This is a genomic window from Chryseobacterium sp. P1-3 (genome assembly GCF_000738495.1).
In the GTDB taxonomy this organism is placed as follows: domain Bacteria; phylum Bacteroidota; class Bacteroidia; order Flavobacteriales; family Weeksellaceae; genus Chryseobacterium; species Chryseobacterium gallinarum.
Genome location: NZ_JPEQ01000007.1, coordinates 26,443 through 46,003, shown reverse-complemented (window position 1 = coordinate 46,003; position 19,561 = coordinate 26,443). Strand labels below are relative to the sequence as shown.

Annotated in this window: 28 protein-coding genes, 3 tRNA genes and 3 pseudogenes; 15 read left to right on the top strand and 19 right to left on the bottom strand. The window is 36.1% G+C overall.

The genetic code is table 11. The annotated features are described in order from the left end of the window. Positions 1-124: 124 nt before the first annotated feature. The 3 genes from HX13_RS08720 to pepE all read right to left on the bottom strand — a co-directional run bounded on the left by HX13_RS08720 (position 125) and on the right by pepE (position 3,487). A complete protein-coding gene (locus HX13_RS08720) occupies positions 125-1,291 on the bottom strand; it encodes a sensor histidine kinase (protein WP_050020769.1) in 1,167 nt (388 codons plus the stop codon). A gap of 6 nt (positions 1,292-1,297) precedes the next feature. Further along, positions 1,298-2,578 (bottom strand): D-alanyl-D-alanine carboxypeptidase/D-alanyl-D-alanine-endopeptidase, encoded by a 1,281-nt coding sequence (gene dacB / locus HX13_RS08715; protein WP_128572291.1) that lies wholly within the window; start codon positions 2,576-2,578, stop codon positions 1,298-1,300. A 210-nt stretch (positions 2,579-2,788) separates the two neighbouring features. Continuing rightward, positions 2,789-3,487, bottom strand: coding sequence for a dipeptidase PepE (gene pepE / locus HX13_RS08710; RefSeq protein ID WP_050020767.1), 699 nt, complete (start codon positions 3,485-3,487; stop codon positions 2,789-2,791). Between the two features lie 176 nt (positions 3,488-3,663). Here pepE and HX13_RS08705 point away from each other — a divergent pair, with 176 nt between their 5' ends. Beyond that, on the top strand, positions 3,664-4,230 hold the full coding sequence (locus HX13_RS08705; protein ID WP_050020766.1) for a tetratricopeptide repeat protein: 567 nt from the start codon (positions 3,664-3,666) through the stop codon (positions 4,228-4,230). A gap of 48 nt (positions 4,231-4,278) precedes the next feature. On the opposite strand, the gene HX13_RS23900 is transcribed toward HX13_RS08705, so the two are convergent. Together HX13_RS23900 and HX13_RS08700 are read right to left on the bottom strand one after the other, a co-directional pair. Beyond that, positions 4,279-4,413 (bottom strand): YdeI/OmpD-associated family protein, encoded by a 135-nt coding sequence (locus tag HX13_RS23900; RefSeq protein WP_238555288.1) that lies wholly within the window; start codon positions 4,411-4,413, stop codon positions 4,279-4,281. 7 nt (positions 4,414-4,420) lie between these two features. After that, positions 4,421-4,768, bottom strand: a complete 348-nt coding sequence (locus tag HX13_RS08700; protein WP_238555187.1) for a DUF1905 domain-containing protein — start codon at positions 4,766-4,768, stop codon at positions 4,421-4,423. A gap of 258 nt (positions 4,769-5,026) precedes the next feature. On the opposite strand from HX13_RS08700, the gene fsa reads away from it, so the two are divergent. Next, positions 5,027-5,680: a fructose-6-phosphate aldolase gene (gene fsa, locus HX13_RS08695; RefSeq protein WP_050020765.1), complete on the top strand. Its 654-nt coding sequence runs from the start codon at positions 5,027-5,029 to the stop codon at positions 5,678-5,680. A gap of 67 nt (positions 5,681-5,747) precedes the next feature. Here fsa and HX13_RS08690 read toward each other — a convergent pair whose 3' ends face one another. The 9 genes and pseudogenes from HX13_RS08690 to HX13_RS08655 all read right to left on the bottom strand — a co-directional run bounded on the left by HX13_RS08690 (position 5,748) and on the right by HX13_RS08655 (position 10,545). Then, complete coding sequence (locus HX13_RS08690; protein WP_128572289.1) at positions 5,748-6,329, bottom strand: GLPGLI family protein; 582 nt, start codon at positions 6,327-6,329, stop codon at positions 5,748-5,750. Beyond that, complete coding sequence (locus HX13_RS08685; protein WP_128572287.1) at positions 6,271-6,615, bottom strand: hypothetical protein; 345 nt, start codon at positions 6,613-6,615, stop codon at positions 6,271-6,273. The genes HX13_RS08690 and HX13_RS08685 overlap by 59 nt, the downstream gene beginning before the upstream one ends. A gap of 20 nt (positions 6,616-6,635) precedes the next feature. Next, complete coding sequence (locus tag HX13_RS23895; RefSeq protein WP_238555186.1) at positions 6,636-6,857, bottom strand: DapH/DapD/GlmU-related protein; 222 nt, start codon at positions 6,855-6,857, stop codon at positions 6,636-6,638. A 186-nt stretch (positions 6,858-7,043) separates the two neighbouring features. Continuing rightward, positions 7,044-7,175, bottom strand: a pseudogene (locus HX13_RS25455) (maltose acetyltransferase domain-containing protein); the annotation flags it as partial. Positions 7,176-7,348: 173 nt separating this feature from the next. Then, positions 7,349-8,254 carry a GLPGLI family protein gene (locus HX13_RS08675; RefSeq protein WP_050020761.1) on the bottom strand — a complete coding sequence of 302 codons (906 nt, stop codon included), beginning with the start codon at positions 8,252-8,254 and terminating at the stop codon, positions 7,349-7,351. 57 nt (positions 8,255-8,311) lie between these two features. Further along, the gene (locus HX13_RS23885) at positions 8,312-9,070 is read right to left on the bottom strand and encodes a hypothetical protein (RefSeq protein ID WP_050020760.1); all 759 of its coding nucleotides are present in this window, start codon (positions 9,068-9,070) and stop codon (positions 8,312-8,314) included. A gap of 31 nt (positions 9,071-9,101) precedes the next feature. Continuing rightward, complete coding sequence (locus tag HX13_RS23880; RefSeq protein WP_050020759.1) at positions 9,102-9,713, bottom strand: M56 family metallopeptidase; 612 nt, start codon at positions 9,711-9,713, stop codon at positions 9,102-9,104. Positions 9,714-9,946: 233 nt separating this feature from the next. Beyond that, the gene (locus HX13_RS23875) at positions 9,947-10,174 is read right to left on the bottom strand and encodes a hypothetical protein (RefSeq protein WP_050020758.1); all 228 of its coding nucleotides are present in this window, start codon (positions 10,172-10,174) and stop codon (positions 9,947-9,949) included. Between the two features lie 5 nt (positions 10,175-10,179). Continuing rightward, a complete protein-coding gene (locus tag HX13_RS08655) occupies positions 10,180-10,545 on the bottom strand; it encodes a BlaI/MecI/CopY family transcriptional regulator (RefSeq protein ID WP_050020757.1) in 366 nt (121 codons plus the stop codon). Between the two features lie 338 nt (positions 10,546-10,883). Here HX13_RS08655 and HX13_RS08650 point away from each other — a divergent pair, with 338 nt between their 5' ends. The 6 genes and pseudogenes from HX13_RS08650 to HX13_RS23860 all read left to right on the top strand — a co-directional run bounded on the left by HX13_RS08650 (position 10,884) and on the right by HX13_RS23860 (position 14,010). Continuing rightward, positions 10,884-11,465, top strand: coding sequence for a hypothetical protein (locus HX13_RS08650; protein ID WP_050020756.1), 582 nt, complete (start codon positions 10,884-10,886; stop codon positions 11,463-11,465). A 431-nt stretch (positions 11,466-11,896) separates the two neighbouring features. Beyond that, positions 11,897-12,610 (top strand): 2OG-Fe(II) oxygenase, encoded by a 714-nt coding sequence (locus HX13_RS08640; RefSeq protein ID WP_050020754.1) that lies wholly within the window; start codon positions 11,897-11,899, stop codon positions 12,608-12,610. 37 nt (positions 12,611-12,647) lie between these two features. Further along, positions 12,648-12,923, top strand: a complete 276-nt coding sequence (locus HX13_RS08635; protein ID WP_050021382.1) for an Ada metal-binding domain-containing protein — start codon at positions 12,648-12,650, stop codon at positions 12,921-12,923. 267 nt (positions 12,924-13,190) lie between these two features. Continuing rightward, positions 13,191-13,565 carry a hypothetical protein gene (locus tag HX13_RS23870; RefSeq protein WP_238555184.1) on the top strand — a complete coding sequence of 125 codons (375 nt, stop codon included), beginning with the start codon at positions 13,191-13,193 and terminating at the stop codon, positions 13,563-13,565. A 7-nt stretch (positions 13,566-13,572) separates the two neighbouring features. Continuing rightward, a pseudogene (locus tag HX13_RS23865) lies at positions 13,573-13,782 on the top strand (GLPGLI family protein); the annotation flags it as partial. Then, entirely contained in the window at positions 13,783-14,010 is a 228-nt protein-coding gene (locus HX13_RS23860; protein ID WP_238555183.1) for a hypothetical protein, read from the top strand. A 176-nt stretch (positions 14,011-14,186) separates the two neighbouring features. On the opposite strand, the gene HX13_RS08625 is transcribed toward HX13_RS23860, so the two are convergent. The 3 genes from HX13_RS08625 to HX13_RS08615 all read right to left on the bottom strand — a co-directional run bounded on the left by HX13_RS08625 (position 14,187) and on the right by HX13_RS08615 (position 14,481). Continuing rightward, positions 14,187-14,259: transfer RNA gene (locus tag HX13_RS08625), tRNA-Met, on the bottom strand. A gap of 38 nt (positions 14,260-14,297) precedes the next feature. Further along, positions 14,298-14,370 (bottom strand) — tRNA-Met (locus HX13_RS08620). A gap of 38 nt (positions 14,371-14,408) precedes the next feature. Beyond that, positions 14,409-14,481, bottom strand: a tRNA-Met gene (locus HX13_RS08615). A gap of 103 nt (positions 14,482-14,584) precedes the next feature. Here HX13_RS08615 and HX13_RS08610 point away from each other — a divergent pair. The 7 genes and pseudogenes from HX13_RS08610 to HX13_RS25985 all read left to right on the top strand — a co-directional run bounded on the left by HX13_RS08610 (position 14,585) and on the right by HX13_RS25985 (position 17,920). After that, positions 14,585-15,196: an L-threonylcarbamoyladenylate synthase gene (locus HX13_RS08610; RefSeq protein WP_050020753.1), complete on the top strand. Its 612-nt coding sequence runs from the start codon at positions 14,585-14,587 to the stop codon at positions 15,194-15,196. 21 nt (positions 15,197-15,217) lie between these two features. Further along, a complete protein-coding gene (locus tag HX13_RS08605; protein ID WP_050020752.1) occupies positions 15,218-15,577 on the top strand; it encodes a hypothetical protein in 360 nt (119 codons plus the stop codon). A gap of 101 nt (positions 15,578-15,678) precedes the next feature. Beyond that, a pseudogene (locus HX13_RS26310) lies at positions 15,679-15,825 on the top strand (type II CAAX prenyl endopeptidase Rce1 family protein); the annotation flags it as partial. A 111-nt stretch (positions 15,826-15,936) separates the two neighbouring features. After that, the gene (gene yaaA, locus HX13_RS08600; RefSeq protein WP_050020751.1) at positions 15,937-16,695 is read left to right on the top strand and encodes a peroxide stress protein YaaA; all 759 of its coding nucleotides are present in this window, start codon (positions 15,937-15,939) and stop codon (positions 16,693-16,695) included. Continuing rightward, positions 16,696-17,544, top strand: a complete 849-nt coding sequence (gene prmC / locus HX13_RS08595; RefSeq protein WP_050020750.1) for a peptide chain release factor N(5)-glutamine methyltransferase — start codon at positions 16,696-16,698, stop codon at positions 17,542-17,544. A gap of 15 nt (positions 17,545-17,559) precedes the next feature. Then, entirely contained in the window at positions 17,560-17,805 is a 246-nt protein-coding gene (locus HX13_RS08590) for a DUF4180 domain-containing protein (RefSeq protein WP_316931279.1), read from the top strand. Continuing rightward, positions 17,798-17,920 (top strand): DUF4180 domain-containing protein, encoded by a 123-nt coding sequence (locus HX13_RS25985; protein ID WP_316931278.1) that lies wholly within the window; start codon positions 17,798-17,800, stop codon positions 17,918-17,920. The genes HX13_RS08590 and HX13_RS25985 overlap by 8 nt, the downstream gene beginning before the upstream one ends. A 40-nt stretch (positions 17,921-17,960) precedes the next feature. Here the strand turns inward: HX13_RS25985 and HX13_RS08585 are convergent, their stop codons facing one another. Both HX13_RS08585 and HX13_RS08580 read right to left on the bottom strand, forming a co-directional pair. Then, complete coding sequence (locus tag HX13_RS08585) at positions 17,961-18,926, bottom strand: NAD-dependent epimerase/dehydratase family protein (RefSeq protein WP_050020749.1); 966 nt, start codon at positions 18,924-18,926, stop codon at positions 17,961-17,963. Further along, a complete protein-coding gene (locus HX13_RS08580) occupies positions 18,923-19,546 on the bottom strand; it encodes an SDR family NAD(P)-dependent oxidoreductase (protein WP_316931296.1) in 624 nt (207 codons plus the stop codon). Before HX13_RS08580 ends, HX13_RS08585 begins: the two co-directional genes overlap by 4 nt. Positions 19,547-19,561: the final 15 nt, after the last annotated feature.

The following is a 19,561-nucleotide window of genomic DNA, read 5'->3' as shown; positions in this document are numbered from 1 at the left end:
AATGGTTCCAAAGATGGTATAGCGATGGGACTGTAAAAACTTATTCTATTCTTGGCGTAGAAGTAGAGGGATAAAATTTATCACTAAACAAAATTGCCCGTATTAATTTATGTTAATATGGGTATTATTGTTTTTTAATGATAATTCTAAAGATAGTTCCTTTCGCCACTTCTGTTTGGGCGATTTTAATATCTCCATTATGATATTCCTGAATTACTCTTTTAGCCAGAGACAAGCCTAAACCCCAACCTCTTTTTTTTGTAGAATATCCGGGTTTAAAAGCATTTCTTGCCTGTTGCTTTGTCATACCACTTCCATTATCTTTTACTTCTATCAGAATATTTTTGTTTCTTTCAAAAACCGACATTACTATGGTTCCTTCCCCTTTCATAGCATCTACCGCATTTTTAACCAGGTTTTCAATCACCCAGCTCATCAGAATCCTATTATGAGGCACTAAAAGCATATAAGTAGGAAGATGCAGGGTAAAATTGATTTTCTTTGAAATTCTTGTTTTTAAATAATCGTAATTTTCCTGAATGGTCTGATTTAAGTTCATATCATTCAATTCAGGAATAGAACCTATTTTTGAAAACCTTTCAGAAATAGTTCTCAATCTTTCAATATCTTTTTCAATTTCGTATACCCCTTCGGAATCCGGGTGTTCCAATTTCATAATTTCCATCCATCCGATCATGGATGATAAAGGAGTTCCGATCTGGTGGGCAGTTTCTTTAGCAAGCCCCGCCCAGAGATATCCTTCATCCGTTTTTTTTATGGTTTTAAAAAACCAAAAAGAGAATCCGAAATACAATAGAATAAATAAGCCTAAGATATAAGGAGAATAACGTAAATTATTAAGCAAACGAGAATTATCGTAATAGACGAACTGATTATTTCCATCAGGTACCTTAATCTCAATAGGATCATAATTTTTTTCCATATTCCTCATAAGCTGTTCCAGCTTCACAGGGTTTTTAATGATACTCTCAGGAATATTCCTATAATATCCTATATCAATTATAGGGTTTCTGTATTTATCTGTTACAATGAACGGAATGGTATTATTTATATTAAGAATTTCAGGTAATAGATCTAAAACATCCGTATCCGGAGATTTAACTTCCTGCTGAATTCTTATAGCTTTAGAAAGAAGATTGATTCTTTTAATCTCTTCTTTTCTAAGAAAATTAATAAGTGATGTAGAAGCTACCACAATGGCGATCACCAGGGTAGTCATTATAACAAAAATTATCCAGTTATTCAGTCTGGCCAGTATGGATTTTCTCAAAGCTATTTATTTTAAAACATTCAGAATTTTCTGCAGCTCTGCACTTCCGTTTCCCTGATAGTTGTTGATAATAATTGAAAACACATATTTCTTTCCGTCTTTTGCTGTCTGGTACCCTGCAAAAGATTTGGTATCTCTCATAGTACCGCTCTTCATCTTCATTCCGTTTTCCTGAACCGGGAAACCATCGTAATACGCCTCGAACCATGGTTGTTTTTTTGCATATAACAAGGCCTGCACTTCCGCTTTGGCTGCAACATAGTTTTGAGGTGAAAGTCCACTTCCATCGGCAAAATTGATCATATTCGGATTGATTCCTTTTGATTTCCAAAATTCCTTCAGGAAAGCAACCCCGCTTTTAAAGCTTGAATTCCCTTTCTTTTCTTTCCCCAGGGTCTTAATAAAGGTTTCACCATACAGGTTCACACTTTTTCTTAAAAACCAGTACACTATTTTGTCTAAGGTAGGTGATTGATAAGTAAGAATCACATTATCTTTAGGAGCTTCCAAAACCGGTTTTCCATCCAGCTCAAGCTGGGAATTGGTAACCACCTTTCCTGAAATTTCAATTCCGGACTCTTTCAGCCATTGCTTTACTTCTGCAGCCAATTGTAAAGGAGGATTCGGGGCAGAACCTGAAACAGTTACCGTCTTTCCTGTGGGAAGCATTCCGTTGATCAACGCTGTATTGGAATGAGGAGCTGTAAAAATCAGGCTTTGGTCAGAGCTTCCTCCTGTGCTAAGATCATTAAGCCATTTTACCCCTTCCAGAGGATAAGAAAAGCTTTTAAATTCCGTCCCATTAATGTTAATATCAAATTGATTTTCCCGCCAGTTGACTCCCCATACACCTGCTCCGTAATAATTCCCCAGGTCATCCCATGGCCATCCCCCCGGAATGGTCTGATGATCAAAATAAGAATCGTCAATGACCACATCCCCCGATATTTTGGTAATTCCGGCGGTCTTAATGGCTTCCATCAGTTTCTTTTTAAAACTTTCCGGTTTATAAGCTTCATACCTCCAGCTTCCCAATGTGGGATCTCCATTTGAACTGATAAAAAGATTTCCGTTTAAAATGCCACCGGACAAACTTCCGGAATAGCTTGAAGTCGTTTTGTAGGTATAGCTTTTCCCCAATGTTTCCAACGCTGCACCGGCAGTAAATATTTTCTGTGTGGAAGCAGTAGATAATCCCTTGCTTCCCTGATATTCGTATATGAAATTTCCATTTTCGTCTGATACATAAAATGACAGGTTAGAAGCAATGGCGCCGGAAGAATCCATGAGGTCCTTGGTTACCTTATCCAGTCTCTGAGCGATATTCTGGGCAGAAAAAAAACTGTACGGAGAAGATGAGAACAGTAAGTGTTTTTTTCATTGATTGTGATTTAAGACAGGTTGTACTACAGTTGCCCTGTAAAGTGTTTATTCTTCAAATGTCGTTCACAGAGCACTTATAGTTTTAATTTTAATCAAATATAAACAAAATAAGAGTTATTCAGACAGGAAACTGCCGGGCTCTATTTCATAAGGTTCACGGTCCTTTTCAAAAATTCTTGTCAGCTCACTTCCTTCCACCGTAATAGAATCCCCTGTTCTTCTGATCCAGTTACCTTCTCTTAAGCCTATTACTTTGACATCATTCTGGGTCAGAAATTCTTTTATACGGGTTTCTCTTGTTTCTCCATTATGTTTTAAGTCAGGATTCGGGTCAAGATAGTGAGGATTGATATTGAACGGAACCAATCCCATGCAATCGAAGCTCGGTGGATAAACGATAGGCATATCATTTGTCGTTTTCATATTCAGGCCTCCGATATTACTTCCTGCACTGCACCCCAGATACGGTTTTCCGAGGAACACATTTTCTTTTAAAACAGACATCAACCCTTCTTCATGGAGGGTTTTTACCAATAAAAAGGTATTTCCGCCTCCTGTAAAATATCCTTCTGCTTTGTCTAGAGCTTCTTTTTTGTCTTTAAATTCGTGAAGACCCTTTACTTTGATATTCATCGTTTTAAAGAAAGAACGCGCCTTTGCCGTATAATCATCATGAGAAATTCCACCCGGTCTTGCGAAAGGGATAAAAATAATTTCGTCAGTTCCTGCATATAATGTAATAAGTTCTTCTCTCAGGTATTCCAGATATTCTCCTCCGAAAAGTGTGGAGGTTGAAGCAAGTATGATGTTCATATAATGAAATTAAAGTTGGGTTACAAAGATAACCTCAATCAGGAAGAATCAAAAATTAAACTAAAAAAAACAGTAATCCCGTTAATATTTTCTAAAAAAACCTAAAGCTTCTAAAATTTAGATTTTTCTGGAATTATTATTGAATTTGAGAAAACAGAATTATAAAATATAAGATTATGAAAATGTCGAAAGTTAATAGTAAAAGTTTATTTTTAGGTTTAATTCTTACAGGAGCTGTAAGTCTGGTAAATGCACAAACTACGAAGACAGACAGCACTAATAATACAGCGAACACCACGAATACTGCTGCTGCACAATCAAGCAACCCAACAATTGAAGGACTTAAAAAACAGGTTGAGGCTAATCCAAAAGATACTGATGCACTGGCAAAGCTGGCAACAGCCTATCAGGAAGCCTCAGATTGGACTAACGCCATTGACACCTGGAAAAAGATATCTGTTTTATTACCGGACTGGGCTCCATCATATTACAGCCAGGCCTATGCCTATCAGGCTGCTAAAGATGATGCCAACGCAAAACTTGCTTACGAAAAATATATTGCAACTGTAAAACCTGAAGAAGTGGAACAGAATAAGAAAAATCTGGCCTACGCATATTTTTATCTGGCCTTTACAGAACAGCAGACTGATCGGAATAAAGCAAAAGAGCATATTGCTAAATCTCTTCAATACGATCCTACCAATCAGGATGCTATAAAACTTAGCAAAGCTTTAAATTCATAGCATAAAATCCGGAAAATTTCCGGATTTTATTTTTTTTGCCTACGGATTCTATTCAATTTTCTTTCCGAAAAAATCCGTTTCACCATGCAAATGACGGATGATTTTTTCAATATTTCGCTGGATACCGGCTTCTGTTTTCAGGTTATTGATATACCGGATCAGCTCATGCCTTCTGGATGGAATCAGTTTATCAAAGTTTGCACTGGCAACAGCACTTTTTTTTAATGGCTTCTTCTAATTGAGGATGTATGGAAATAATCCGGTCAGAATTATCATATGCTAAAGTTACTTCAATGACCTCACCTACTCTCTGAGGAGAGTTTTTCAGCATTGTTAAATTAATATACAGTCTCCATTCTCCAAGATATTTCATCAGATTTTGGGTAAATTCCTTCCCGTTCACTGTCCCTTTCACCGGAATCGGGCTTTTATTCCTTCCGGATTGGGTGAAAATAAAGGCCAGAACTTCCTCGGGAACAAAAACAAAAGGATTGATTCCAATAATATCAAGGCGAGCTGTAAAACTATGACTTTCCATGAGAAACAAATTTAAATGGATTTTCCAAATGTACAATGTGGCTAGAAGCTAGAAGCTAGAAGCTAGAAGCAAAATTAACTGTTTAGTTTAGAATTAAATAAAAAAATATTTTTTCCCTGACTCCGCCACTCTTCAGCTCACATTAAACCCATCAGTTCTGGCCTTTGCATGCCTCAAAGTAGAACCCTGTAACTTAAAATTCATGTCTCAAAACTGAATTAATTCGCTATCTTTGCACCAATAAATCTATTTAACGAAATGAAATTTTTTATTGACACAGCTAATTTAGAGCAAATCAAAGAAGCAAGAGACCTTGGAATTTTAGATGGTGTTACTACCAACCCTTCATTAATGGCTAAGGAAGGAATTCAGGGAGCTGAAGCAATCAAAAACCATTATAAAACGATCTGCGAACTTGTAGACGGGGATATTTCTGCAGAAGTACTTTCTACTACTTATGAAGAAATGATCAAAGAAGGAGATGAATTGGCTGCCATTCACGAAAATATCGTTGTGAAGATTCCAATGATTAAAGACGGGATCAAAGCTTTAAAATATTTTTCTGATAAAGGAATCAAAACTAATTGTACTCTGATTTTCTCTCCGGGGCAGGCTCTTTTAGCAGCAAAAGCCGGAGCTACCTATGTTTCTCCTTTCTTGGGAAGGTTAGATGATATTTCTACTGATGGATTAAACCTTATCCAGGAGATAAGATTGATTTTCGACAACTATATGTTTGAAACCGAAATTCTGGCAGCTTCTATCCGTCATTCAATGCATATTATTGACTGTGCTAAAATCGGTGCGGATGTAATCACTTCTCCACTGCCTCCGATCCTGAGCTTATTAAAGCATCCGCTAACGGACAGCGGACTTGCTCAGTTTGTTTCAGATTCTCAAAAACTGGCTTAATAATAAGCCATCATTAAGAATATAAAATCCCGGACATTGTTCCGGGATTTATTTATGATAGCAGCTGTTATTTCAATAAATCCAGTTCAAGGATATTATTTTGTTTTTTCAGGTCATTCAACATTTTTATTTCTTTGTCTTTTCTTCCTTTTTCAGAGTCTACCAGCTTTCCTGATGCATCTATTTCCTGAAGGATAAAACCTCTGGCCAGCATCTCTTTTTCACTTTTCATCGGATCGGCACGATATTCTTTAAACGCTTTCCTGTACTTTTCCTCACTTATCGTAACAAGAGCATTAAATCTTTCTTTTTCCTTTGTACTCTGCCATTTGTAATCTACCGGAAGCTTTTTATTCCCCTTTAATTCATATAAATGACTATGGGTGGCGTCTTCAAGTTTTACTATCAATCCGGGAAGACCATAGAATTTGTAAGGACCATCCTGAATAGGAAGATCCGTGGTAAACCAGGCCGTCCATTTCCTGCCGGCAAAATTACAGATGGCTTTCTGAGCGGTAAACTCTCCTATCTTTTCTTTCTCCGGAAGAATTTTCCATTCCTGTCTTCTTTTATCCTGCACCATATATTCATCAGCAGACAGGTTCGTAAAAAAAATTAACTGAATAATCAGGATAACTCTTTTCGACACTATAGGCGATTTTTCCTTTCAATTTGATTCCCGAAAAATTTATTTCAGAGCTTCCGGCCTTCAATTGTTTTTCCATAGAAGCTGTCATCAGAGAATCCGATTCGAAGGAGTCTTTACTGTAGAATTTTGATCCCGCCGGGATAACATCCAAAAGCATAATTTCGGTTTCCGGTTTATCCTTTGCTGTAGAATCTATAATATATTTATATTCATACATAAACCGTTGATTCTGTCCGTTCACTATTAATCCTGATAGCAGAGTAAATGTGATAATTAGTTTTTTCATTATTATTTTAATTGGGAGTTTTAATTTTCCTGAATGATACTTTTTACAACTGTACAAGGATTTCCTACTGCTACCACATTATCCGGAATATCTTTAGTGACTACGCTTCCTGCGCCGATCACTGAGTTATTTCCTATAGAGACTCCCGGAAGCACCACCACATTACCGCCGAGCCATACGTTATCGCCAACTTTAATCGGGCGGGCATATTCCAGACCCTCATTTCTTTGTTTGACATCCAATGGATGCCCGGCTGTATAAAAGCTACAGTTTGGGCCAATAAATACATTGTCACCGAATTCTACCCTGGCACAATCTAAAATAACGAGGTTATGATTGGCATAGAAATTCTCCCCCGTTTTGATATTATAACCGTAATCGCACCAGAAAGCAGGCTCTATACAGATATTTTCTTTTATATTTCCGATAATTCTTTTGAGAAGCCTGTACCTGTTTTCAGAGTCTGAATTTTTCAGCCCGTTATATTCCTGGCACAGATCTTTGCAGGCTATCCGCTCCCGAATCAGTTCTTTATCATAATTGGCGTTGTATAACAGCCCGGCTGCACATTTTTTCTTTTTCTGTCATAGGGATAATATCAATTGTGGTTACGTATTGAAAGATAAGAAATGTTATAATAAAGTAATTATATTTTTGTCACCTTATTCGTTGCTATTAAAACAAAAACAGAACACTTCCAAAGCATTCTGTTTTTATATAAAAATGAATAATTTTAATTCACCAGATCCGGTTCAATCGGGTTATTATCTTTCAGGAGACTTTCCTTGGTCCTTTTTTCCATTTCCCTGAAAACCTGATTGGGATCTGAAATTTCTTTTCCGTCTGAAGTTTTCACTTTAAAAGCTACTTTCATATTGGAATTTCCCCCGCTATTCATCATCAGCTCCCGCATATTCTTTGTTGGGTCGTTTACATAAGCTTTCCAGGCTTTTTTAAACTGTTCTTTTGTAACTTCAATTTCCTTTCCTCCTACACCCAGTATTTTTACATTTTCAGGAAGCTGTATATCCTTTTCTGCATTGGGCGTATTTATGGTTTTATTTCCTACAAGTGTCATGCTGTGGGAACCGGTGGCATCTTCAATCTTTACAATAAGCCCCGGAAGTCCGTAAAATTTATATGGCCCATCCTGAAAAGGAATATCCTGGGTAAACCAGGCGGTCCATTCTCTTCCTCCAAAATTGGTGACAGCTTTTTGAGCATTATAATTTCCAATCTTTTCTTTGTCCGGTAATATTTTCCATTCCGGTTTTTTGTCTTCCCGGATTTTATAGCGGTCCATAGAGATGCTTCTGAAAAGATAGGTCTTAAACTCAGGGTATTGTTTGGTTACTTTATAAGATACCTGTCCGGGATTTTCTCTTTTGTTTACACTTATACTTCCTCCTCCGGATTTGATCTGTTTTTCTATTTCAGCCCTTCCGATAGAATCGGCTACAAATTTATCATGACTATAATAATTTGATCCGTTTTTATCTATATCCAGAAGCATCATTTCTTTTTTCACATCTTCTTTATTGCCGGAATCCGGGATAAATTTATACTCATAAAAGAACCTGTTGACCTGTGCCTGGACCAGGATCCCCAAAAACATACAAAATAGAATTTTATTTTTCATAATATATTGTCAATAAAAAGCTTTGCCAATTTATCATTGTCAAAGCTTAATGGAACTTTATTTCTTTGTCTGAATTCTGACTTCGCTTTTTGTGCCTTTTACCAGACTTTCTTTATTGATATTAATACTTGCAATACTTTTAGGATCCACAGACATGGCTTCTTTTTTAGATACCTCGGTTCCGTCCACATAGTATCTTGCATCGTCCATGCCATTTACATTAAATTTTTTCACACCATTCATGGCAATGTTTCCATTTCCGTCTTTTTTAATATAATCGGCCTGCATTACGATTACCTTGGGAGGATTATGGGTTGTGATAAAATTGAATTTTTTGAATTCCTTTGCTGTTTCCGCCGCTATTTGTTGAGCTTCCGCTCTGGCTTTATCAGCTTCTATTCTCATTTTATCAGCCTGAAGCCTCATTTTCTGACTTTCCTGTCTTGCTTTATCCGCTTCTTTCCTCATCTTATCGCTCTCCTTTCTTGCCCTGTCAGCCTGGCGCCTTGCTTTATCGGCCTCTTTCATAGCTTTACGGATATCCTCTTTTTCTTCCTTGCTTAAGCCTTCATAATATACCGTTTTACCTGATTTAAAAATACTGATTTTGGGGGCTTTAGGGGCACCCGGAGCTCCCGGAGCTACAGGTGGCTGAGGCGGATCAGGGAAAGAAACATCGATATCAATATCGGAAAGTTCCGGCATATCAATCTCCATTTTTTCAAGAGACTGCATTTTGTTTGTCCATTCAGGAGATTTAAAATAGTCAGTCAGCCTTTTATCTGCTTTTTCTGCTGCAAGATCCCCTATTTCCAAAGCAAGCTCGTTTATTTCTTCGATTTTTTTATTAAAGGCTGGCAGTCTCAGGTTTCAGTAGATTCAGTTCCTTTTCCTTCTCCTTCATCTTTTTTTCTATTTCTGCTAACCTTTTTTCGTTATCAGATGGTTTAGATGAAGGCTCATTGATATTTGTCTGTACATTTCTTTCAGACCTTACCGTATCTTTTATAATCCGGGAAACTGCTTTTTGGATTGAAATATTTTTTTCTTCAATTTCTTTATTCTTTGCATTTACCATATAGACGAACGCAACTGTAAATAAAACCGGCAAGGCAAAAATTCTTCGCGCATATCCGAATCTGGTTTTGGGTTTTTGTAACATCTTAAGTCTTTTTTTAAGGTTTGAACTTAGAAACGGACTGGTGGCAGGCAACTGTGTTCCGGAAAAGTGGCTTGCTAAAAGCATCTGCGCAAATGCTTTGGTGTCCGAATTTTTTATGGCCTTTTTATCAGCCAGGTATTCATGGATGAGATTAATTTCTTTTTTGATGATATGAAAGAACGGATTGAACCAGAAAACAGAAGTAATCACTTCGATAAAAATTTTATCAAATGAATGTTTCTGTTCAATGTGTACCATTTCATGCTTTAAAATTTGTTTTCCGATATCAGAATTCAAGGTGATGGTATTCTTCCAGAAAAGATTTTTAAAGTAGGAAAACGGAGCTTCGGTTAAGTCTGTACGGTAAAAATTAATACCGTCAAAACTTTCTCTTTTGAATTGTTTCTTAAACTGCTCGATTTTAAAAATCCCGTACAGCAGTTTTCCTAAAAAATAGAAAGAAACCAGTCCCAGAGCTGAAAAAATAATGTTAAAATAAAAGTTACCATTGTCTAATTTTTTTTTCTGTATTAAAAATTTTGAATTTTATCAAGAAGCATATACATATCATTATTCACTTCTATCGTAAAATAATCTACTTCGATAAGCGGCAGCAGCAGCGATATCAGCATAGCAGACAACAGATAAAATCTGTTATAATGATGAAACGTCTTGTCTTTTAAAGACAACTGATAGTACAAAAACGTTACACCTGAACATACAATCACTTTTCCAAAGTACAGAAGCAGGGTTTCCATAGGTATTAGTTTTTCTTTTTAAGTTCGTCTAACAGCATTTCCAGATCTTCTACTGTCATTTCATTTTTTTCTACCAAAAATGAAACGGCACTTTTATAAGATCCTTTAAAATAATTTTTTACAAGGCTTTTCATTGTTTTTCCTGAATACTGTTCTTTTGAAACCAGTGGAAAATACTCATGCTGCCTTCCGTAAACACGATAGTCTACGAATTCTTTATCCTTCAATACTTTTAAAATAGTAGAAACAGTATTGGTATGAGGTTTCGGTTCCGGAAAAAGATCTAAAATATCTTTAAGGAACCCTTTTTCCAATTTCCATAAATACTGCATTACCTGCTCTTCTGCCTTTGTTAAAGTCTGAATTTTCATATCCTGTTCATTTTATCATTATTGTGATATAAAATCAATGTAATTTCATATCACTAAGAAATTAGTTATACAAATGTAGAAATAAATCTGATTCAAACAACTATTTTTTTTAGTGATAACAACTTAATAATATATAAATTACTGAAAATCAGATATATAAATTTAAATACAATATATTAAATTTTCAACATACTTATTCTTATGCCTATATAATCAATAGAAAAATAAAAGTTTCAAATGAAATTTCTTAAAACTTGTTAATTTTTATTAAACAAAAATTAAAATGAATTTGTTTTAACCGGGAAATTATATTTATTTTAGTGCTTTAAAAATTTCTCATGAAAAGATATAATTTATTGATTGTACTATTACTGCTTATTTTTAATGTTACTACAGCACAAAAGAAGAATTCTCCGGCTGCTGATCTCAGCATATTAAAGCAAACAAAATCAAAAATTGAAGCGACTGTTCCGTTGGTGATTCAACACCTTCAGACTATTGCTACTAAAGAAGGAGACAATAACATTGTCATTAATGGCAAGATTGCTGTAGGTAAACAATATGGCATCCTGGAATCTGAATGGTATTTATACAGGAATAATATGAAAAACTGCATTCTCAATAATTCTTCCAAAAAAGCAAAAAAATGTATGGAATATCACACCCAGTATCTGAGAAATACATTTATTAATTACAGCAACTATATTACCAACCTTACGAGAAAGAACGGATATCTTGGAGTGGAAGGTGATACTAAGTTTGATTTCAAACCGGCAGAAATTGCAACAAAACTCAGCGAAGCTTATTTTAATGCCAATGATGCTGCAGGAAGAATGAAAGCCGATCAGAAAAGGGAATTCCTGGGACAGACTATGTCTGATGACAATAAACTGGCTCCTTATGCTCAACTGGCACCATAATATAAATATCGTATATACTATAGAACAAAAAGAGAACGGCATATAATTGCCGTTCTCTTTTTGTTTGCTGCCAGCAAAAATATCTCCGCCCAAAAAAGCAGTTTTGTGGTACTAATCATAAAACTTGTTGAAAAAGTAGAAAATGAGGCGGAGATTATTTTGCATCTGCTCTATAAGGTCAACTGTCCTACCCTGATCTATAAGAGCCTCACAAAAATAAGGCTATGTCTTTTACTTCTGAAAAAATCCCTGTAGAAATAAATTTCAGAAATTGTAGAAGTAATACTACCTGACAGAGAAAAACTTAGATGGAAAGGCATACAATTGAATTAATTATTGCCCTTTATTTAACTTACAATTCCTAAATACCACACGTTTTGGATTTTATACCTGGTCAGGACATCGGATCTTTGTCATACATTAAAAAAAAAATGACAGACATAATCCCAAAAATCGAAAATGTTGATTGGACAGCAATCACCGAAGAAATGCATCAAAACGGGTACGCCCTCATTTCAGGTATGGTACCGGATGACGAATGTGAACTTTTAAAATCCGGTTATGATCATTCTGCTTTATACCGTAAAACAGTTGTAATGGCCCGGCATCGTTTTGGCCTGGGTGAATACAAATATTTTAATTACCCTCTTCCTGCATTAATAAATACCTTAAGAAACCGGTTTTATCCTTATCTCGCTCCTATTGCCAATTCATGGTTTAATGCGTTACATATTGACACTCATTTTCCACAGGAACATGATGAGTTCTTAAAGCAATGTCATCATAATGGCCAGCTAAAAGCGACTCCGCTAATCCTGAAATATGAAGAAGGAGGCTTTAATACCTTGCACCAGGATTTATATGGTGAGGTATATTTTCCTATTCAGATGGTATTGATGCTGAGTGAGCCTGAAAAGGATTTCACAGGAGGAGAATTTGTTCTTACCCAACAGGTTCCAAGAGCCCAATCAAAAGCTATTGTCCTACAGCCACGCAAAGGTGATATTCTTATCTTTACCACTCATTTTAAGCCTGAAAAAGGGACAAAAGGATATTACAGAGTCAATATGAAGCATGGAGTAAGTAAAGTTAGAAAAGGAACCCGTTATGCTTTGGGTATCATTTTTCATGATGCAGCAAGCTAGAACTTCCTGGTTTTTTATTTCACTTAGCAATAAAGATATGATATACCATACCCAGCTTTCAGACTCGTTATTCAGAAATATGATCCGACGCAAGGAAATCCGTTTGGGTGGAAACAAAAAATTAAAAATTTACGGAACCTTGAGATGTACTTCAGGTAAAAGGATGAAAAAGGAAAACCGCGTTTTCTTTCTGAATGAAGAGCAGGCTTTACAGCATCACTACCGTCCTTGTGCGCACTGTATGAGAGAGGAGTATAAAAAATGGAAAAACGGATCAGAAGCAAAAGTTGGGGACATAATAAATTGGGTCTGAATATAAAAAATTCTGTTCATTATCCTGGCTTTTTAAGAGCAAGCATTCCTTAATAAATTCTTTCATTTTTTTATTTGTAAAAATATTAAGCAATAAACATCTATCAATACGAAATTCCGTAAGGTAAGCAACGTAATGTACTGTAATTTTACTTCATGGATGAATGCATTAAGATGTATGTAATCATTTCATAATTAAAAAAAACAAGCTCCCTCTCGCTGAGGGAGTTTTTATTTTATATTTGTAATAGTTCAAAATATTATTGCTATGGTAAAAAAATATAGTGCCCTAATCTTTCTTATAGTATTTATTATTACTTCGGCACAAAATTTAACGATAGCTTACGAACTTACATATAAGCCCTCTACTAGTAGAAAAGATTCGAGTAGGTCTAAATTATATTTTTTAGATATTATAAACAATGAATCTATTTTTAGAGATGCAATGAGAAGACAGTCTGATTCTTTAATTTTTTATGGCAATGGCTATGGATTGGGATACCCTAATAATATAAATGACCAACTTTATTTAAAAAAGGATTTAAAAACCAATACCCTTCTTAAGTATATGGTTCTGCCATTAAGTAGAGATGTTTTCTATGTTGGTGTAAACGAAGCCCTGACTTGGAAGCTTTTTTTCTGAAACTAAAATTATTGATGAAATAAAATGTCAGAAAGCAGAAGTTAATTACGGTGGAAGGAGTTGGACCGCATGGTTCTCCGAAAATATCAAGCCTTCAGAAGGACCATATGTTTTTAATGGCCTTCCTGGGCTTGTAGTCGAAATTTATGATAGTAATAATGATTATTTATTTAAATTAGTTAAAATTAGAAAATCTAATCACAAGAATTTGTTTTCAATGAAAGGCGGAAAAAAAGTAAGTTGGGAAGAATTGACAAAACTTCAACAAGATTATTACAAAGACCCTTTTTCATTTACAAAAACACAAAGTATTAAAGTAATGACAGATGATGGAAGTGGAGGACTCAAAAAGGTAAATCTTCGGGAAAGTACACTTTCAATCCAAAGCGATCTTAAAGAATACAATAATGTCATTGAATTAAATAAAAAAATAGATTATAAGTAAGACACCTAAGTGTTATCAAAGGATTCCTCTAAATACACTAAAAACTGACTAATCCTGCGAAAAACCGGTAATAAAAAAATTAGTCGCAACAGTTGAAAATTAAGCAGAACTGAGTTTTGGACTAGGTTTGTATAAAATAAAAAGAGAAGCAATATAGTATTGCTTCTCTGGTTTAGTAGCGGGAACCGGACTCGAACCGATGACCTTCGGGTTATGAGCCCGACGAGCTACCTACTGCTCCATCCCGCGGTGTATTTTTAGAGCGTTTACCGACAACGCTTGCTTAGTAGCGGGAACCGGACTCGAACCGATGACCTTCGGGTTATGAGCCCGACGAGCTACCTACTGCTCCACCCCGCGGTGTATTTTTAGAGCGTTTACCGACAACGCTTACTTAGTAGCGGGAACCGGACTCGAACCGATGACCTTCGGGTTATGAGCCCGACGAGCTACCTACTGCTCCATCCCGCGATATTGGACTGCAAATGTACGATTTTTTTATTTAAAATCCTAATTTTTCTTTTTAAATAAAGGTGTTTTATAAAAACTATTTTATTATTTGTATCTTTGTTCTATGGCAAAAATATTAAAAATTTATCCGGAAAACCCTCAGGAAAATCTTGTGAACGAGGTGATTAAAACATTGAATAATGGAGGCTTGATTATTTATCCATCAGATACAATATATGCCTTGGGTTGTAATATTTTTGATATCAAAGCCATGGAGAAACTGGCTCAGCTGAAGAAAATCAGGCTGGATAAGGCAAAATTTTCGATAATCTGTAATGACCTCAGCCATCTTTCCGACTTTACAAGGCCTATTGAAACTTCCGTATTCAGGTTTCTGAAGAGCCATCTTCCCGGGCCTTTTACTTTTATTCTGGAAGCTAATAAAAGCCTGCCTTTAGCTTATAAAGGTCATAAAACCATCGGTATCCGTGTTCCGGACCACTCCATTCCACAACTTATCGTTGAAAAACTGGGGCATCCTATTGCTTCCACTTCCATCAGAGATGATGATGAAATTATTGAATATTCCACAGATCCTGAACTGATCGCAGAAAAATACGATCATCTTGTAGATATCGTCATTGATTCAGGATATGGAGACAATGTAGCTTCAACTATTGTGGACCTTACTTCCGGGGAACCTGAGATTATCCGTCAGGGAAAAGGAATTATTTAAAATTCAAGGTTTAGCAGACGGATGGCGATAGGACTTCATGGGAAATATTCTATAGGTGTTTTACTTACATTTATACTGTTAGCAGCAGCAATGCTGTATGTCTTTCCTGTTATTTCTATGATTACGGGAATAAAGGGGATTACAGCATTCAGTTTTTCTCTCAGCAGAATAGTACTCTGGGCCATTTTACTGATGCTGTTTCTGTACAGTCATTTTGTGGAAAAAGGCTCTTTTTTGTTAAAAGGAGAAAAAAAATATTCCCTGGCATTCCGGGTAAAAGCAATGATCAGCCTTTACTTGATCTGTGCTATCGGCGGAGCATTTCTGAATGTGGTTCTGCAGCTTCTGGTACAGGAGAAGATGAGCGAAAAACTTTTTTGATCTCACTTCAATTTTTTAGACATAATTATTTTTTTAATTATTTTTTACATGCTTTACGGCGGGTGCTGTAGAGGAATTCCTGATGCGGGGGGTATGTACAGCCCCGGATTGAGAAGATTTATAACAGTCCTGTTTTAGGAATTTTTATTTCAGCCCTTTTGTTCGGCCTCCTGCACAGTACTTACGGAACAATAAGCCAGGTGATCATCCCTTTCTTTATTGGAGTCGTTTTTGGCTGTTTTTTATAAAAAATATTCAAATATCACTATTCTGATCAGCTGTCATTTTATGATAGACTTTGTGTCTCTGATGATTATGAATAGTTTTGATAGTAAGCACTTATCTGTATTTTAAACATTATGAAAATTATAACATCCCCTGCCAAATTAATGAATGTAGAAAACTCAACAGATTTTCTGAGATCTACCACACCAAAATTTATTGAGGAGGCAGCATTTATACAATCCTATTTAAAAGAAAAATCGCCCAAATATCTTTCCGAATTGATGGAGATATCTTCTAAACTGGCTGATGAAAACTGGGAAAGAAACCAAAAATGGAAATCCAGACCCACTGCAAAAGAGTCTGCACCTGCTTTATTTGCCTTTACAGGAGAAGTATACCGGGGATTGGACGCCAAAACTCTTGATAAAGATGCTGTAGATTACCTGCAAAAGAATCACCGGATGCTTTCCGGATTATATGGATTACTGAAACCTTCTGATAAAGTTATGTTGTACAGGCTGGAAATGGGACGCCCTTTCCAATTTGACCAGTATAAAAACCTGTATGAATTCTGGAGAGAAAAAATAACCGGACAGCTGAATACTGAGATGAAAAAAGGGGAAATTCTCCTGCATCTGGCCAGTAATGAGTACGGAAAGGTTATTGACAGGAAAAAGCTAAATCATAAGGTTATTGATTTTGATTTTTATGAATTAAAAGACGGAAAATTAAAGACTATCGTAGTGTATACCAAACATGCAAGAGGTCTTGTCGTAAGATTTTGCGCAGAAACTCAGGCCCAAACCCTGGATGATGTGAAAGCTTTTAATTATGAAGGTTATAGAATAGATGAAGAGAAATCTACAGATACGAAACTGGTTTTTACAAGATAAATGACAATTTCAGCATTTAAAAAACACTTCAGTTCCTCCCTTTCGGATCTTTATACAGCATCGGAAAGTGCTTTTTTATCTTCACTTTTCATCCATAAGATTACAGGATTTGACCATTTTCAGCAACGGAGGTTTTCTGACCAGCAGTTGCTGACAGATGATGAGAAACAACTGAATGATATGATTTCCGTTCTGAGAACGGGAAAACCCTACCAACAGCTTTTAGGAGAAACCGAATTTTACGGAATGAAATTTTTTGTAGATGATAACGTACTGATCCCCCGCCCCGAAACTGAGGAACTACTGGAAATGGCAATCCGGGAAATACAATGTTCGGAATTAGAAATCCCGGGATTAAAAATCCTGGATATCGGAACAGGGAGCGGTGTGATTCCGCTGGTTTTAAAAAAATATTTTCCAGACGCTGAAGTTTCATCGATTGATTTTTCAGCAAAAGCACTGGAAACCGCAAAACGGAATGCTGATTTTCATCAGCTGAATATTGAATTCATTCATGCGGATTATCTTACTTTTAAACTGGAGGAACATTATGATATCATTATTTCCAATCCTCCTTATATAGACAGAGAAGAAGAAACTGAAATAGCAGACTCCGTAAAAGAGTTTGAACCTAAAATGGCCCTTTTCTCCCCTACTTCCGATGCATTGGTTTTCTACAGGAAAATTGCAGAAGATGCCAGGAAGCACTTAAAAGATCATGGGCTTTTATTTTTAGAAATCAATCAGAAACTGGGTATTGAAACACTTGAGTTGTACAAAGACCTGTCAAAAGCTGAATTATTAAAAGATTTATCCGACAATGACAGGTTCATTTATGGAATCAAATAACCAATCAATAAAAGTATGATCATCAAATCACATACGGTAAATGGTGTTAAAATTGCCGAAGTAATTTCTGACAAAATAGTTATTGAATCAGTACAGGACGGTATGGATCTGATGGGTGATATTTATTATCAGGGGTTTGATAAAGTTATTGTATATGAAAAAAACATCACTCCCGATTTTTTCGATCTGAAAACAAAACTGGCAGGCGAAATTTTGCAAAAAATTTTCCAACTACCGTATCGGGCTAGCTATTGTGGGTGACTTCAGCAAACATGAAAATAAGAGTTTACAGGATTTTATTTTTGAAAGCAATAAGACCCGGCATGTCAACTTTGTTACCATGCTTGAAGAAGCGCTTGAAAATTTTTCGAAATAGCGACAAATAATCCTGTTGCTTAATCAAAGACCTTTATTCTTTATTCTTTATTCTTAAAATATTCAATAGCTTCTTCTATCGCTTGATCTACCGGCCTGTAATGAAGTCCGAGCTCTTCCATGGATTTCTGATTAGAATAATAATTCCGGATCCGAAGGGCTTTCATATTCGGAGTGCTTACATTCGTCTTCACATTCAGCTTTCGCAAAACGTCTCCTATCCGTCCCAAAACAGATAATACGGTATCCGGTATAGGAATCATAACGGGATGCTGGCCTGTTATTTTATTTACTTTTCTGAAAAAGTTTCTATAGCTCAGATTTTCATTGGCCAACAGATATTTTTCACCATCTTTTCCCTTTTCTATTGCCCTGATGATTCCTTCTGCTGCATCTTCAGCGTGAACGAAATTTTTTCCACCCTTCGGATAAAAGATAAGCTTCTTTTTCCAGGCCCAGAATATAATTTTTCCTGAGCTTGGCTTGCTGTCGTACGCTCCGATCATAAAGGCAGGATTCAGAATAATGATATCTATGTTTTTCCGGTTTTGCAAAAGAAAATTTTCTGCCTCCAATTTACTCTGGGCATATAAAGATTTTGTAAAAGGATATTTCTGGGCAGCTTTTTCATTCCCGGGCTCATCTTCGCTTCCAAATCCCATTGTATTGGCTGAACTGACGAATAAAAATTTCTTTATCCCTTTGGCTTTGGCATGAACCAACAGATTCAAAGTGATATCATAATTCACCTTTCTGTATTCATCATATGTAGGTAGGTTTTGTCTTGTTTCTGCAGCAATGTGAATTATATAATCCACACCTTCCAGACAGGGCGATACATCGGCTGACAAATCTCCTTTAATCAGCTTCAGATTCTCGTTCTTTTCACCCAGGTAGCTGCTTTCCTTGCGCACCAAAGCAATAACAGAATAACCATATTTTAATAATTTAATAACGACATTGGTTCCCAGAAGCCCGGTGACTCCCGTGACAAAAACTTTTTTCATGCTTCGATTTCTCTTTTAATAGCCTGGGTCATTAAAGGAAGTTTGATCCATATCGGTACTATCTTCATGACCAGCCAGCTTATTGGGTTGACCATAATTACGGAATCTTTTTTAAATAACTGACGTATACTGTAAGAGGCCACATTATCCGGATCTAAGAGGGTTAGCTTTCCTAAAAGTCCTTGTTTTTCTATCCGCTTGCAAACATCTGTATTGGTTTTCATAGCACCGGGATTCACAACACTTACAAATACATTCGTATCTTTCAGCTCTTCATGCAAACCTCTTGAAAAGGAATGGATAAAAGTTTTGGAAGCCGGATATACGGTTTTAAACCCGATAGGTGAAAAGGCTGCCATACTTGATACATTCAGAATATAGGCTTTGGGCTGTTTTAAAAGATTGGGAAGTAACTGGTGCGTCATTAATGAAGTTGCCATTACATTCACCTGTAAAATCGTATTAATATAATCAGGTGTAGCTTCCGTAAATTTTTTGGTTCCCCCCAACCCTGCATTATTGATCAGAATATGGATATCAAAAGACCTGTTGATCCACTCCGCCAGTTTCATTACATTTTCGTTCACAGAAAGATCTACCTCGTAATACCGCGCTTTGATCCCATAGGTCTCTTC